Annotated in this window: 13 protein-coding genes; 5 read left to right on the top strand and 8 right to left on the bottom strand. The window is 40.8% G+C overall.

What is annotated here, in order from left to right; translation table 11 throughout:
- The 5 genes from ACLL8Z_RS08095 to ACLL8Z_RS08115 all read right to left on the bottom strand — a co-directional run.
- On the bottom strand, nt 1-542 hold a 542-nt coding region (locus ACLL8Z_RS08095; protein ID WP_411274265.1), incomplete at its 3' end, for an MOSC domain-containing protein.
- Nucleotides 539-1417, bottom strand: a complete 879-nt coding sequence (locus ACLL8Z_RS08100) for a UbiA family prenyltransferase (protein ID WP_411274266.1) — start codon at nt 1415-1417, stop codon at nt 539-541. The genes ACLL8Z_RS08100 and ACLL8Z_RS08095, both read right to left, overlap by 4 nt.
- Nucleotides 1418-1437: 20 nt before the next feature.
- Nucleotides 1438-2706 carry a metallophosphoesterase gene (locus ACLL8Z_RS08105; protein WP_411274267.1) on the bottom strand — a complete coding sequence of 423 codons (1269 nt, stop codon included), beginning with the start codon at nt 2704-2706 and terminating at the stop codon, nt 1438-1440.
- Nucleotides 2706-4217, bottom strand: coding sequence for a sigma 54-interacting transcriptional regulator (locus ACLL8Z_RS08110; protein WP_411274291.1), 1512 nt, complete (start codon nt 4215-4217; stop codon nt 2706-2708). The genes ACLL8Z_RS08105 and ACLL8Z_RS08110 overlap by 1 nt, the downstream gene beginning before the upstream one ends.
- A 4-nt stretch (nt 4218-4221) precedes the next feature.
- Nucleotides 4222-5322 carry a vWA domain-containing protein gene (locus ACLL8Z_RS08115; protein ID WP_411274268.1) on the bottom strand — a complete coding sequence of 367 codons (1101 nt, stop codon included), beginning with the start codon at nt 5320-5322 and terminating at the stop codon, nt 4222-4224.
- Between the two features lie 618 nt (nt 5323-5940).
- On the opposite strand from ACLL8Z_RS08115, the gene ACLL8Z_RS08120 reads away from it, so the two are divergent.
- Nucleotides 5941-6369 carry a YybH family protein gene (locus tag ACLL8Z_RS08120; RefSeq protein WP_411274269.1) on the top strand — a complete coding sequence of 143 codons (429 nt, stop codon included), beginning with the start codon at nt 5941-5943 and terminating at the stop codon, nt 6367-6369.
- Between the two features lie 77 nt (nt 6370-6446).
- Here the strand turns inward: ACLL8Z_RS08120 and ACLL8Z_RS08125 are convergent, their stop codons facing one another.
- From ACLL8Z_RS08125 to ACLL8Z_RS08135, 3 genes are read right to left on the bottom strand one after another with little or no spacing between them, the layout of a single operon-like run.
- The gene (locus ACLL8Z_RS08125) at nt 6447-7238 is read right to left on the bottom strand and encodes an SDR family oxidoreductase (RefSeq protein WP_411274270.1); all 792 of its coding nucleotides are present in this window, start codon (nt 7236-7238) and stop codon (nt 6447-6449) included.
- A gap of 11 nt (nt 7239-7249) precedes the next feature.
- A complete protein-coding gene (hemW, locus tag ACLL8Z_RS08130) occupies nt 7250-8386 on the bottom strand; it encodes a radical SAM family heme chaperone HemW (protein WP_411274271.1) in 1137 nt (378 codons plus the stop codon).
- 33 nt (nt 8387-8419) lie between these two features.
- The gene (locus ACLL8Z_RS08135; protein ID WP_411274272.1) at nt 8420-9388 is read right to left on the bottom strand and encodes an EamA family transporter; all 969 of its coding nucleotides are present in this window, start codon (nt 9386-9388) and stop codon (nt 8420-8422) included.
- A gap of 293 nt (nt 9389-9681) precedes the next feature.
- Between ACLL8Z_RS08135 and ACLL8Z_RS08140 the strand changes: the two genes are divergently transcribed.
- The 4 genes from ACLL8Z_RS08140 to gldL all read left to right on the top strand — a co-directional run bounded on the left by ACLL8Z_RS08140 (nt 9682) and on the right by gldL (nt 13964).
- On the top strand, nt 9682-10665 hold the full coding sequence (locus tag ACLL8Z_RS08140) for a DUF4271 domain-containing protein (RefSeq protein ID WP_411274273.1): 984 nt from the start codon (nt 9682-9684) through the stop codon (nt 10663-10665).
- A 13-nt stretch (nt 10666-10678) separates the two neighbouring features.
- A complete protein-coding gene (locus ACLL8Z_RS08145; RefSeq protein WP_411274274.1) occupies nt 10679-11449 on the top strand; it encodes a uroporphyrinogen-III synthase in 771 nt (256 codons plus the stop codon).
- A gap of 360 nt (nt 11450-11809) precedes the next feature.
- Complete coding sequence (locus ACLL8Z_RS08150; protein WP_411274275.1) at nt 11810-13129, top strand: SUMF1/EgtB/PvdO family nonheme iron enzyme; 1320 nt, start codon at nt 11810-11812, stop codon at nt 13127-13129.
- A 37-nt stretch (nt 13130-13166) separates the two neighbouring features.
- A complete protein-coding gene (gldL, locus tag ACLL8Z_RS08155) occupies nt 13167-13964 on the top strand; it encodes a gliding motility protein GldL (protein ID WP_411274276.1) in 798 nt (265 codons plus the stop codon).
- Nucleotides 13965-13986: the final 22 nt, after the last annotated feature.

Below are 13986 nucleotides of genomic sequence, written 5' to 3' on the forward strand. Positions count from 1 at the left end.
ACATCCATAACAGATATTTTTTCAGGATGGCTGCTGAGGTGAATTAACTTGTCTGTTTTGTTCACAATGCCTGGTTGTATCGTCCGCAGATAATAGCCTGTAAATCCCGTTTGCTGCAGATGCACAGGGAACTGCTTGTAGTTATATCTTATGCCGATCACATAACAGGGTCCACGCGGCTCCGAGACTTCAACGATAGTTTCCCCTAGTTGATAGCGGTCACCAATAAATATATTTGTTTCAAGTGCGGAATCACCCCTAAGTGTCAGATTTTCACCGAATGCAGCGGGGCCCAGTTCAAAGCCAAAATCATTTCTCCATTTTACGAAATGATCTGAATTATAACAGCAGATCGCTTTATCATTTCCGCCATGGTGCTTTTTATCCTGAACTATATCACCTGCAAAAGAGCTGATACCAAGTTGTATAGCTTCGGTCTCAATTGGAATTTTTCGAAAAGCTGTTTTCACAGACTGATATTCTGAACTAATAACTTCTGGTTTCCCTAAAATATTTATTGATATGATATCAATGGTTTTCATACGGTAAAGAAGCTGCAAAGAAGCAACATCAGAAACTGGACAATCATTGTTCCATCCAGGTAGAAAAAATAATAATATTCATTTCTCTGCCATTCTGATCTAAAAATCAGCCACCCAGATAATATTATAGTGAACATCAAAGCCAGAAAGTTTGCGTCAATACTCTTCGTAAATAGAAGCAGTAAAATCAGATATATCACCAACAAACCCTGGCAAAAAAGCAAGGCTTTCTTTTCGCCCAAAATGACAGGAATTGTTTTAAGCTCATTCCTTTTATCCTGGAAGAGATCTCGAATATCAAAGGGTATAGTAATAGCTGCTATGAACAAAAAGCGCTTGGCAATTAGCAGAATACTATCATTCATTGAAACAGAGGCTTCAATACTGCTTTCGAGCTCGAGGATCGGAATTAGTACGCAGCTTAATGACCATACTGCGGCAATCAGAAACAACTTTACTCCGGGAATATTTCTTAACCCAAAATGTTTATCGTGGATTGTAAATATCGGCAGACTGTATGCCACTGATACCAGCGCCAAACAAACTAATAAGATCTTGGTAGATGTGTTAAGAAAAAAAAACAGTGGCAGTATACAAAAAACAGCGATTATAGTAAGCGTGATCATCAACCGGTAATGAGAAAATATCCATCTTATTCTTAGGAACTCTGAATTTTCAGGCTTTTCCGGCTTGATTAATAATATGCTAAAATTATACAGGGCAAGAGTTGAGCAGAAGAGGAGACCTAATACATGTTTTTCAGGCTGTGTACCAAGAAGCTGGTATGTTACCAAGCCCTGGGCTACCGCACAAAAGGCAATAAATATATTGCTGTATAATAAACAATCCAGCGCCTGCCTAAGGTATTTGTTCATATTTGAGAACGCTCGTCTGCTTATGCAAGGCTCCGGCGTAGCTCAAATATCGTAATTTCAGGTAATATTCCAACCCGTCCTGGATAACCCAGGAAACCATACCCTACATTTACATAAAGCTGTTGGTTATTTTCCTGATAATGACCGGCCCATTCTTTGTAAACATACTGCGCAGGGCTCCATTGGAAATTTTCAGTGATCAAGCCAAACTGCATCCCGTGAGTGTGACCGCTAAACATCGCATCAATTTGCGGATATTCCGGAATTACCTGAGCCCGCCAGTGCGAGGGGTCATGAGATAGCAGAAGTTTTACCGGCAGGTCATCTGTGTCTTTTGCGGCAAGGTCCATTCTTCCATATTTCGCGAAGCGGCCGGCGCCCCAATTTTCAATACCAAGTATTCCAATCTCTTCGTTACCGATCTTTAGTCTGTGGTGTTCGTTCAGTAAAAGGTCCCAGCCCATATTTTTATGGCAAAGTTTTACACTCTCGAGATTCTTAGCCTTTGCCTGCGAAGGGGCAGGGCCGAAAAAGTAATCTCCATAATCATGATTACCCAGAACCGAGTACACCCCCAGGGGCGCCTTTACTTTTGAGAAGATATCCTGGTAATTCTTCATTTCCGAAGCAACATTATTAACAAGGTCTCCCGTGAAGAATATCAGATCTGGCTTCTCTTTTAGCAACAATTCAACGCCACCAATTACCGCTTTACGGTCATAGAAACTTCCGGAATGAACATCTGAGATTTGGCCGAGAGTAATCCCATCGAAAGACGAGGGTAGGTTTGGAAAGTGAAGTATTCTCCGCTTGACACGATAATCATACGCACTGGAAACCATACCATAAGTGAAAGAAGCCAGGGGAAGTGCGGCCACCAGGGTTCCTGCTTTTATCAGGAACTCTGAACGCGGAATATTCCCCATCGATGTCGACAATTCTGAAGACGAAGCATTCTGACTTTTATTGGATATCTTACTTTTTATCCAGAGAAAAACACGCCGTATATCATCGGCTAGAAGAAAGGGTAATATGAATATTTTGGAAACAAACGTCATGAAGAACAGTACCAAAATAACCGTTCTGACCATAAACTTGATGTTAAAGAAAATGCCAACGAACACCCCGATAATGAGTAATAGGGAATAACCCCACCAGATATATTTGAATGTGAGCAGATTGTTATCTTTCCATTTCCAGCTTATTGAACGAACTGCCCTGTAAATATAAATGTCTAAGATGACCAGAAGAATCGTGATAAGAATTAGTACGAAAAGACGATTGGCCATTAATATCTCCCCCGGTCCTCATTATAATCCTCATCTTCATCTTCTCCCAATTCCGGACTGAAGAGGCTGTTGAACATATCTGCAAATGCGTATCCTTTGTCCAGGAATGATTTGTTAACCAGCGAAAATTCAGCCAGCCCATGAAGTAGAAATTCCATTAATAAAAGTTGTTGGTTTTCACTTAGTCGTGGGTGGAACTGTTTGATTACAGTTTTTAATCCGGGAACAGAAAGTAAAGCAGTTTTATACTGCTGAATCGAAAGTTCATCAATCAGGCTAATGGTATTGCCGGATCCAAACCAGTTTATAATTTCGGTATATGGGTTTACAGATTTAGATTTTTTTAATTTTTCCGGATCAGGAAAATATGTAATCATTAGCGTTTTTATTGCTTTCCCCAGGAGTATATTGGCAACCTTAGTTGGACCTTCAAGCTCTCCTTCGTATACTAGTTCGATCTTTCCAGTGATGGCCGGAATCACACCCAGAAAATCTGAGATCCTAACAAAGGTCTGATTCTCATCATTTAAGAGCATTCTGCGCTCGGCATTGCTGATCAGGTTCTCATAAGCCGAGATGGTGAGACGAGCTGAAACTCCCGACTTTTTATCGATATACTCTGAGTCGCGCGCTTCAAATGCAATCTGTTCAACAAGGTCCTTTACCAGCCCGTCAGCCTCAACTTTTGAACGTTGAGATGCCGCAAGGCGTGCCTCCTGCTGTGTAATCTTCCTTGAGATATCGACAGATTTTGGATAATGTGTTAAAATCTGGCTTTCAATCCGGTCTTTAAGAGGTGTAACGATTGCGCCCCGGTTTGTATAATCCTCAGGGTTTGCCGTGAATACAAACTGCAAATCAAGAGGTAAACGAAGTTTAAAGCCTCTAATTTGTATATCTTTTTCCTGTAGGATATTAAATAATGCTACCTGGATCCGGGCCTGCAAATCTGGTAGTTCATTAATTACAAAGATTCCCCGATGGGCACGCGGGATCAGGCCAAAATGGATTACCCGTTCATCTGAATAAGTCAGTTTAAGTGTCGCTGCCTTTATGGGATCTACGTCCCCGATAAGATCAGCTACTGTTACATCTGGTGTGGCAAGCTTTTCTGTATATCTGTCTGAGCGATGAAGCCAGGCAACAGGTGTTTCATCTCCTTTAGTCTTTATAATGTCGTGCCCAAACCAGGAGATTGGATTCATGGGGTCCTCAAACAGCTCAGATCCCTCGATATATGGAACATACTCATCCAGTAAGTTTATCATAAGCCTTGCTATTCTGGTCTTCGCCTGACCCCGAAGGCCAAGTAACAAGATATTATGCTGGGATAAAATCGCAGTTTGAAGGTCAGGAATTACAGTATCCTCATAACCAATGATACCTTCCATAACCGTATTCTTATTTTTTAACTGTTTTATCAGGTTTTCACGCAGTTCTTCTTTAACTGAACGGGATATATATCCTGATGCTTTCAGGTCTTTTAGTGTCTTTATTTGCAGCTTATCCATTGTATTATCTAACCGTTCTTCTTCTGTTTTTAATATAATCTTCAAAAATATATTCACCTAAACCTTTAAGTGAACTGTAAAAAGCTTTCCCGCCATTGATCTCTGTGAATTGTCGCACAAATTGCTGGAGGTATGGGTCCTTCGCAATCATGAAAGTAGTGATCGGAATTCCAATCCGCTTACACTGCGCAGCCATGTTTAAAGTCTTGTTAACCACTTTCCGGTCGAGGCCGATGCTGTTCTTATAATACTTATTACCTTCTTTCAGACAGGTTGGTTTACCATCAGTAATCATAAAGATCTGCTTGTTGTGTGTTTTACGTCGCCGTAAAAGATCTACAGCTAGCTCAAGCCCGGCGTAGGTATTAGTGTGATATGGCCCAACCTGTAAATAAGGCAGTTCTTTTATTGTTATTGGCCAGGCATCATTTCCAAAAACTACTATATCCAAAGTGTCTTTAGGATATTTTGTCCGGATGAGCTCTGCCAGGGCCATCGCAACCTTTTTGGCAGGTGTAATTCTGTCTTCACCATAAAGAATCATCGAATGGGAAATGTCTATCATTAACACCGTCGAAGTGATCGTCTTGTAGTCTTTCTCTTCAACTTCCAGGTCGCGCTCAGTCATCGAAAAATCTCCAATACCATGATTAACCTGCGCATTGTGGATAGAGGCAGTCATGTCGATCTGATCGAGGCTATCCCCAAATTGATATTCTCTGCGGTCGGCGTTCTTTTCTTCTCCCAGGCCAGAAATATTGGTGTTATGGCTTCCCTTTACAGATTTTTTAAGTTTCCCGAAAATCTCTTCCAAAGCCGATTGGCGAATAGTTTGTTCCGTTTTCGAGGTGATTATGAACCCACCGGGATTTTGATCATCATCGCCGAGATAACCTTTCTTTTTGAGATCATCGATGAAATCCCCCATACCATATTCATCGGTAGTTAGTTTATACTGCTTATCGAGCTCGTTCATCCATGCGATTGCCTCATTGGCATCGCCGGATGTATAATTCAGAAGCTCAAGAAACAGTTTTAATAACTCCTCAAAACCGCCTTTTGGGAGCTCATTAGGAATAAATTTCGAAAATGAATGTCCCCGCATAGTATAACTCTTCTTATTAATTTACGAAGATTCGAAGATAAAGGTTTGAACAGGTAAAAATGTTACGGGGATGTCAAATCTGAGGTGGGAGGTCGGAGGTCGGAGGTCGGAAGAGGTCCCTCGCTCCGCTTCGGGATGACGATTGCCGTTTTTTTTGGAAATTGGAGATTTCTCCTCGCGGAACGGGTTTATTTAATGATAAAACATATTGTCGCTCGTCGAAATAGCTTCCCAATATTAATCTTCTAACCATTAACTAAACGGATTTTCTTAGAACGTGGTTGGGTGTAACCACAGAAGTTCGTGCAAGGATATATTTCGACGAGCGACCCAATAATTCCATCATTTACCTGGCCCGTCCCGCGAGGAGAAATCTCCATTTCCCACAAATGCCGACGTCATCCCGAAGCGCAGCGAGGGACCCCCTGCCACCAACCACACCTAAAGCACTAACTAGCGCAGCGAGGAACCTAATCCCAAACAATGCACCTGACACAATAAACACATCATCAAGGAGCGAAGCCTGGAACCTCAACAGCACTTCTCTAAGTACTAGCCAAGTATTGCGTAAAAGATTGGACAGGTAACTACTTTGCTGATATATTCCTACTTTTAATTATGAAAAAGATGCTCGTTTCCTTATTAATGATTTCCTTCCTGGCCTCGTGTTCAGATCGAAAGGAATCAGATCATAACGATATTCTCAAATTACTTGAAACTCAGCGTCAGGCCTGGAATAAGGGGGATATGGAGGGATATATGCAGGGTTATGAGCAGTCAGATTCCCTGGTTTTCGTGGGAAAAAGCGGGCCTGAATATGGCTGGAAAACGACGCTTGATAATTATAAAAAGGCTTATCCCAACAAATCAGCAATGGGGATTTTGACGTTTGATATCAAAAAAGTTAAAATTATAAGCGCCGATCATGCTTTTGTGCTCGGTGCCTGGAATCTGAAACGTGAAAAGGACGAACCGAAAGGATTTTTTACACTGCTTCTAAAGAAAATTGATGGTAAGTGGAAAGTGATTGCTGATCATTCGAGCTAATTTGGTTGCTAGTTGCCAGTTGCCAGTTGTTAGGCTTGGCGGAGAGAAGACAACTTAAAACTTATAACTTAAAACTATCAAGTTACTTTCGCTTTCCGAATGATCTTGGCAAACAGGCCAGGAAAAAGTCGTTTTATCAGAACGCCATATTTTTCCCTGCCACCAATGTACACCTCTTGCTTTCCGGCTTGTATTGCTTGTAATATTTTTTCAGCACATTCAAAGGCCGACATTCCATTCGCCTGAGCATCGTCCATGGAATTTTGCCTTGTGCCATTTGCTGTAAGAGCGTTATAAGTAACATTGGTTTTTATAAAGCCGGGACAAATGATTGTAATTTTTATTTCCGGCTTTATTTCACTTCTCAGAGAATCGAAATAACCGTGTAAAGCATGTTTTGAAGCGGAATAGGCCGACCTGAATTTAGTGCCGAATTTCCCTACCAGGCTGCTAATTATAACGATATGACCTGAATTCCTATTGATCATTCCTGGCAGGGTAGCTTGCGTCAGGGATACCGCACCCCAGAAATTTATGTTCATGATTCGCTGTGCAACAAGTAAGTCTGTGTCGATTGCTAAGGACCTCTGACTTACTCCGCCCGAATGAACGATCACGTCAATATGCCCGTATATTTTAGCAGCAGTGGCTGCAGTTTCCGGAAGGCTTTTCGTGTGCTCGAGATCAATCGGGAGCACATGGATGTCAAGGGGATTACCTTTACAATTAGCTTTTACCTGATAAAGTGCCTCACTTTTGCGGGAGGAAATTATAAGTTTTGCGCCTAAATGGTTCATTTTATAGGTTACGGCTTCTCCAATGCCGCTCGAAGCGCCGGTTATCCAGACAACTTTATTTTTTAGATTCATTTTGGATCAATCTAAAGTGTAAGTTCAACAAATAGTTCGGAAGCAATGTAATCTGCGAACAACTTGCCCTCTTTAGTTAGAACAACCTTTTGGTCGTTAATAGTTGCCCATTCTTTCTCTAAAAAGGGTTCGAGGCTCTGAAGAATGTGAGAACGATAATCGCTGTGGAAACGCTGACTGATTAAGGCCAGGTCCATCCCTTTGCTGGTTCGGAGAGTTGTCATTATGTATTCATTGATCCTGTTTTCTATCGTCAGATATTCAATTTCGAAAGGAATTTTATTCCTTTCCAGTGATTCTATATATTTTTTATTATTAGAAACATTCCACTGCCGGCTTTCGCCGTTAAATGAATGTGCAGAAGGCCCTATTCCAATGTAGTTTACTCCTTCCCAATAGTTCGAATTATGTTTCGAATGCCGGCCAGGCTTAGCAAAATTAGAAATTTCGTAATGTTCAAAGCCAGCGACAATAAGTTCGTCCATAAGCATTCCGAAATGTCGGGCGCTCTGTGCTTCATTCATTGGCTTTTGAATTCCTTTCGTTATTAAGGAAGCCAAAGCAGTAGCGGGCTCAACAGTCATGGAATATGATGAGATATGTGGTATTCCAGATTCAATCAGCTGTCGGATATTGGACTCCCATTTTTCCTCCGTGAGCAATGGGTACCCATAAATCAGGTCGGCAGTGATATTTTCGAATCCAGCATCCTGAACCCGCTTTATGGAACTATGCCCTTCTGCAGCAGTATGTGCCCGGTTCATCCAACTCAGATCTTCCTCAAAAAAAGATTGAATCCCGATACTGAAACGATTTACTGGTATTTGTTTGAGTTCTTTTACTTTTTGAGGATTCAAATCATCCGGATTCGCCTCGAGAGTGATCTCGGCAGATGCTGATACCGGATAATATTCTGTTATCTCGTGAATCAGCATTCCCAATTCATCAGCGCTTAGAACGGATGGCGTGCCGCCTCCAAAGTAGATGGTTTCAATTGGTTCGGATCCTGTATAATCCTTTCGCAGAATTAATTCGTTCCGAAGCGCCTTAACCATCTGGTCTTTATAAACCGGCGAAGTGCTGAAATGAAAATCGCAATAATGACAGGCTTTCTTACAGAAGGGGATATGAATATAAATTCCGGCCATGTCGCAAAATTAGTTTATAAGTTCCGGCTTTCATCAGTTTGTTGCCAGAGTGGCAGAATTTGCTCTCTCAGCGAGCTTTTCTTGCCTGTACTTCGCCATATTGATAAGAAGTACACTTCCCAGAATTGTAATTAATCCAAGAATCTGGATCAGCGAAATCTTTTCGTTGGCAAGAAATACACCCAGAAGTACGGCTACCACAGGATTAACATAAGCATAAGTACTTACCTGCATAGCAGGGCGGACTTTTAGCAGCCAGACATATGCACTAAATCCGGCTATAGAGCCAAGGAAAACGAGATACAGGAGGGATAGCCATGCACCGCTTGATACATCACTCCAGTTAAAACCATTGAATTCGTTTCTGATAAGCATTCCGGGCAAAAACGCAAAACCGGCAGCCATCATTTGCCAGGATGTATTCACCATGGTCGAACCTTTTGATGATTTATACTTCGAGTAAAGGGAACCTGCAGCCCACGAAATTGAAGCTAATAGCAATAGGGCCATTGTTCCCATAGGAATCCCCCCGGTGCCCTTTATTGACGCCGATACCTGCTCACTGAAGAGCATAAACACACCGGCTAAACCTATGATCAATCCCAATATTATGGACCGGCTGCGAAAGTTTTCAGACCACTTTCGCTGATCGAGGAACACGAACCATAAGGGAGCTGAAGATACTGTTATCGACGCTAATCCGCTTGGCACGCTTTGCTCAACCCAAATGATAATTCCATTTCCGAAAAAAAGCAAAATAATGCCGCTTATGATAGCATGTTTGATATTGGGAATTCCGAATAATTTCTCTCCTCTTATCAAACACCATAAAGTCATTAAGATCCCCGCAATGAGAAACCTAAGTGCGCCAAGCATGAATGGTGGAAAGTCAGCAACCGCTTTCTGAATAAAAAAGTAAGTGGAACCCCATACAATATATACGATAGCAAAGGCAATGATCACCATGACAGGTGATGCAGATTTGGTGTTGGGAACAGTCATTATTTAGAAGAGAGAAAGGATAAGGGTCAAGAAACAAGGAATAAAGAACAAAGAGTAAAGATCAACGAAGATCTAGAAACCAATAACGAATAACGAACAACGAACCAGGCGCAAAGATAAGAACTAGCTTTAATAAATTGTTCTGTCGTTTCATCAACGATTTATAATATGACCCGGGGCTTTTGTCTTTGTTCTTTGCTCTTTATTCCTTGTTCCCTTAGCTATGCTCCGTTACTCCCTAGGATATCATTTAAAAAATGCAGAAATTTACCGCACATTGAAAGCTTTTGGGAATGGCAAAACGATTACACGGGATAATACTCGTGTTCTTTCTACTTAATTCGGCCGCCTGGGCACAGGTCGACACCACGATCGAAAGTAGTCCGGCGCCAGGATTATACCGACCTGTTTACAGGGATTCTGCTTTCCTTGCGAGAAGACAGTTCATCCGTGATTCTATAAAACATGTACAGGATTCATTGGCACTTGTTTGGGTTAAAGCCCCGGACCCGCTTCGTCCGAATCGATTTTTAGATAGTCTATTAAGAGTTTATACGGTCAAAAACCTTGATTTTACTGCCTGGGCCTCGAAATTTCCAAAAAAAATTAACCGCTATGATGAAGGCCGGCTTCGTCCCAAGGGAGAAAGCTGGATCATGGGAGTAGTGCTTTTTCTGATTCTATTTTTTGCAATTATAAAGTTCTTCTATTCTAAAGAACTTGGCTCTATTGTACAGTCCTTTTACAGTAACCAGATTCTGGGGCAGATAAATAAAGAGGACAATCTTTTTAGCTCCTGGGCATTCGTGTTCCTGTACATATTGTTTGGATTGATAATTGGATTGTATCTGTATTTATCTGGCAAATATCTCCAACTCTCTTATCCGGTTGATGGATTCGAGCTTTTCTTACTGCTTTCTACACTTGTAACAGCTTTATTTACGGTAAAAATAATAGTCTTGAGGTTGCTCGGCTTTCTGTTTGATATCCAGCGCCTGGTTAGAGAATATGTTTCTATTCTATATCTTAGCTATTTTAATAGTGCACTGATATTTCTTCCGCTTGTAATAGCATTTAGTCTTACACCAAACAGATACGCTGGCATTTATGGATATGCAGGGATAATTGTGCTTATTCTGATATTTGTCCTGCAGTTTTTACGTGCCGGAGCAAATATCTTAACCAATTATAGGTTTCCAAAAGTTTATTTAATTATTTACCTTTGTGCCCTCGAATTTTGCCCATTGATTATTCTTTTCAAAGCACTCAGATTTTAGTTTAGTTTAAAATATGCAAGTAACATCAAACGCAAAACACAGAAAAGTCAAAAGTATTCTGGTTACTTTGCCTAAACCTGAATCTGATAAGTCTCCCTATTTTGAACTAGCTAAGAAGCACAACTTGAAAATTGATTTCCGGTCGTTCATTCATGTGGAAGGAGTTCCTGCTAAAGATTTCCGGAAAGAAAAGATTAATCTGGGCGATTTTACTGCTGTAATATTTACAAGTAAAAATGCTGTAGATCATTTTTTCAGAATAAGTGAAGAGATGAGATATGATGTTCCTGCGGATATGAAGTACCTCTGCATTTCTGAAACAATAGCGCTTTACCTCCAGAAATATATTCAATATCGTAAGCGAAAGATCTTTTTTGGCAAGCAAACAGCTGCAGATCTGGCAGACGTCTTAAAAAAGCATGCTTCGGAGAAATTTCTTTATCCTTGCTCTGATGTAGCAGCCGAAGAAACTCAAAAATTTCTTCACGATCATGGTTACGATTTTAAACCGGCGATCTTATTTCATACTGTTTGCAGTGATCTTTCAGACCTTGCAGAAGTGTTTTATGATGTAATTGTATTCTTCAGCCCCAGCAGTATTCATTCTTTATTCATCAATTTTCCAGACTTCCTGCAAAATAATACCCGAATAGCTGCATTTGGAGTAAGTACTCATAAGGCCGCCCTGGAGCATAATCTTGTACTCGATATTCCGGCTCCAACTCCCCAGGCTCCTAGTATGACTATGGCGATTGAACAATATATTAAACACGCTAATAAATAGTATCATTGTTTTTTTTCGTAAGTAAGTAGAGCGTCAACGAATTATCGCCTGAATGATAATTACAGCAACCTTTATGTACAAATTAACGTATCAAAGAAATATTTTAATAACGGGTGAAATACAGGCTCTAATTTTACGTTCTATAAAGCCTAAAATCCCTGAATTACAGAAGGTATTGAGCTTTCACGAGCTGGAAAATTAGTTTGTATACCTTTTTAGTGTACTTTTTTTATTATATTCGGGTTTATTTAACCGGGGAATTTTAAAAATTGATGTGTAATAAAACAAGAGTTCTGCCAGCTTTGGTCAGCGATATTTGTGTGATTTTAGCGTAGTAGCCTTTAAAACAAGAATTATAAAATGAAGAAATTTTACTTTATCGCTCTAGCAGCATTAGCTTTTTTAGGGACCAGCTGCGGTAAAGGTGGAACTAATGGGGAATTAGTTGGGGTTTCAAGCAAAAAATTTAAAAATAATGAAGTTCCTTTTGGAATGGTTTACATTCCAGCCGGGACATTCATTATGGGCCAAACCGATCAGGATGTTACTTACGCTCAGATTTCCCAAAATAAGCAGGTAACAGTTCAGGCCTTTTACATGGACGAAACGGAGATCACTAACAGCGAATATCGCCAGTTTGTGAATTGGGTTCGTGATTCGATAGCTATCACTACTTATTTGTCTGACGATCCACAATACTTTATCCAACCTAAAAATCCGGATCCAAATGATGCAGGTAAAAAATTCATTAACTGGAAAAAAGTTGGAAATGGAAGTGCGCTCTGGGGCGGCAAAGGAAAAGCTAATCCAAACGCAGCTAAATTGCAGGCGATGTACTATCAGGGGGAGGATAGGGTATTCGACAGAAATGAACTTGATGTACGCCTTCTAAAATACAATTTTGCAATCATGAGATTGCGTGAGGCTTCAAACAGCAGGTTTAATAAGGAAGCTAAGAGATCTGATTTTATTCTTAGAGACACAGTTGGTATTTATCCTGATACCCTGGTTTGGCTTTCTGATTTTGCCTACGCCCAAAATGAGCCGATGGTAAAAGGTTATTTTTCACACCCTGCTTTTGCTAATTATCCTGTTGTTGGTGTTAACTGGAGACAAGCACGTGCCTTCACCGTTTGGCGGACCCGCTTCAATGAATCTTACAAAGAAAGCCGCAGGCTTCCAAAAAGAGCAGATTATGAACTTCCTACTGAAGCAGAATTTGAGTATGCAGCCCGCGGCGGACGTGTTGGAACCAGCTACCCGTGGGGCGGACCATATATCCGAAATGCGAAAGGATGTTTAATGGCCAACTTTAAACCGGGCCGTGGTAACTATATTGATGATGGGGGACCCTTTACAGTGAACGTGAAATCGTATTACCCTAATGATTACGGCTTATATAATATGGCAGGAAACGTTTCCGAGTGGACTTCCTCTGCATTTGATGAATCAGCATCAACATTTACTCACGATATGAACCCAACCTTTAGCTATGAGGCTCGCCCGGAAGACCCTGAAGTGTTGAAACGTAAAGTTGTACGCGGCGGTTCATGGAAAGATATTGGTTATTTCCTTCAAAATTCTGCCCGGCAGTTCGAGTTCCAGGATACTTCAAAATCTTATGTCGGTTTCCGCTGTATCACTAAGTATCAGGGACGTGATATTAAAGACAAAATCTAATAGAATATAATTCCTAATATAATTTCGTATTTCCATTATGGCTCAAAAGAAAAAATTCAAATTTGGTATTAACACTCTGATATCATGGGGTGCTTCAGTAGTAATTATAGGTCTGATGTTCAAGATCCTCCATTGGGAAGGTGGTGAAATAATGATTGCCGCCGGATTGATTACAGAAGCTTTGCTGTTCTTTGCATTAGGTTTTCAGGCAGAATCGACCGAAGCTGATTGGACAAGAATTTATCCTGAGCTGGATCCGGATTTCAAAGGGGAATTACCAGTTTCTTCATCCTTTCAAACGGCATCGCCTAACTCAACTGCCGCATTAGACAAAATGCTTTCAGAAGCTAAGATTGGGCCTGAACTTATTGAAAGCCTTGGAACAGGCTTGCGTTCTTTCGGTGAAAAAGTTTCCGCTATTTCCAATGTAGCTGATTCAGCAAGCGCTACTACAGAACTGACTGCAAAAATCAGAACTGCATCGGGAAGTTTTGATAGCCTTAACTCCGCATTTGATAAAGCTACCTCCAGCTTAAGGGAAATGGCTGATACAGGAATTGATTCCCGTGCCTATCACGATCAGGTAAATGCATTGGCAAAAAATATCTCTGCTTTAAATGCAGTTTATGAACTTGAGTTGCAGGATTCAAGTGCCCATTTAAAATCGATGAATAAATTCTATTCAAACCTTTCGCTTACCATGCAAAACTTCAACGAATCAATGGAGGATTCTAAACTGTTTAAAGAGGAAGTTGGTAAGCTTGCTAAGAACCTTGCCTCATTGAATTCAATTTATGGCAATATGTTGACCGCAATGAACCAGCCTGGCCGTTAATCCCAGATAATTTTTTATTCTT

Origin of the sequence: Daejeonella sp. (genome assembly GCF_046590655.1) — a bacterium.
GTDB lineage: Bacteria > Bacteroidota > Bacteroidia > Sphingobacteriales > Sphingobacteriaceae > Daejeonella.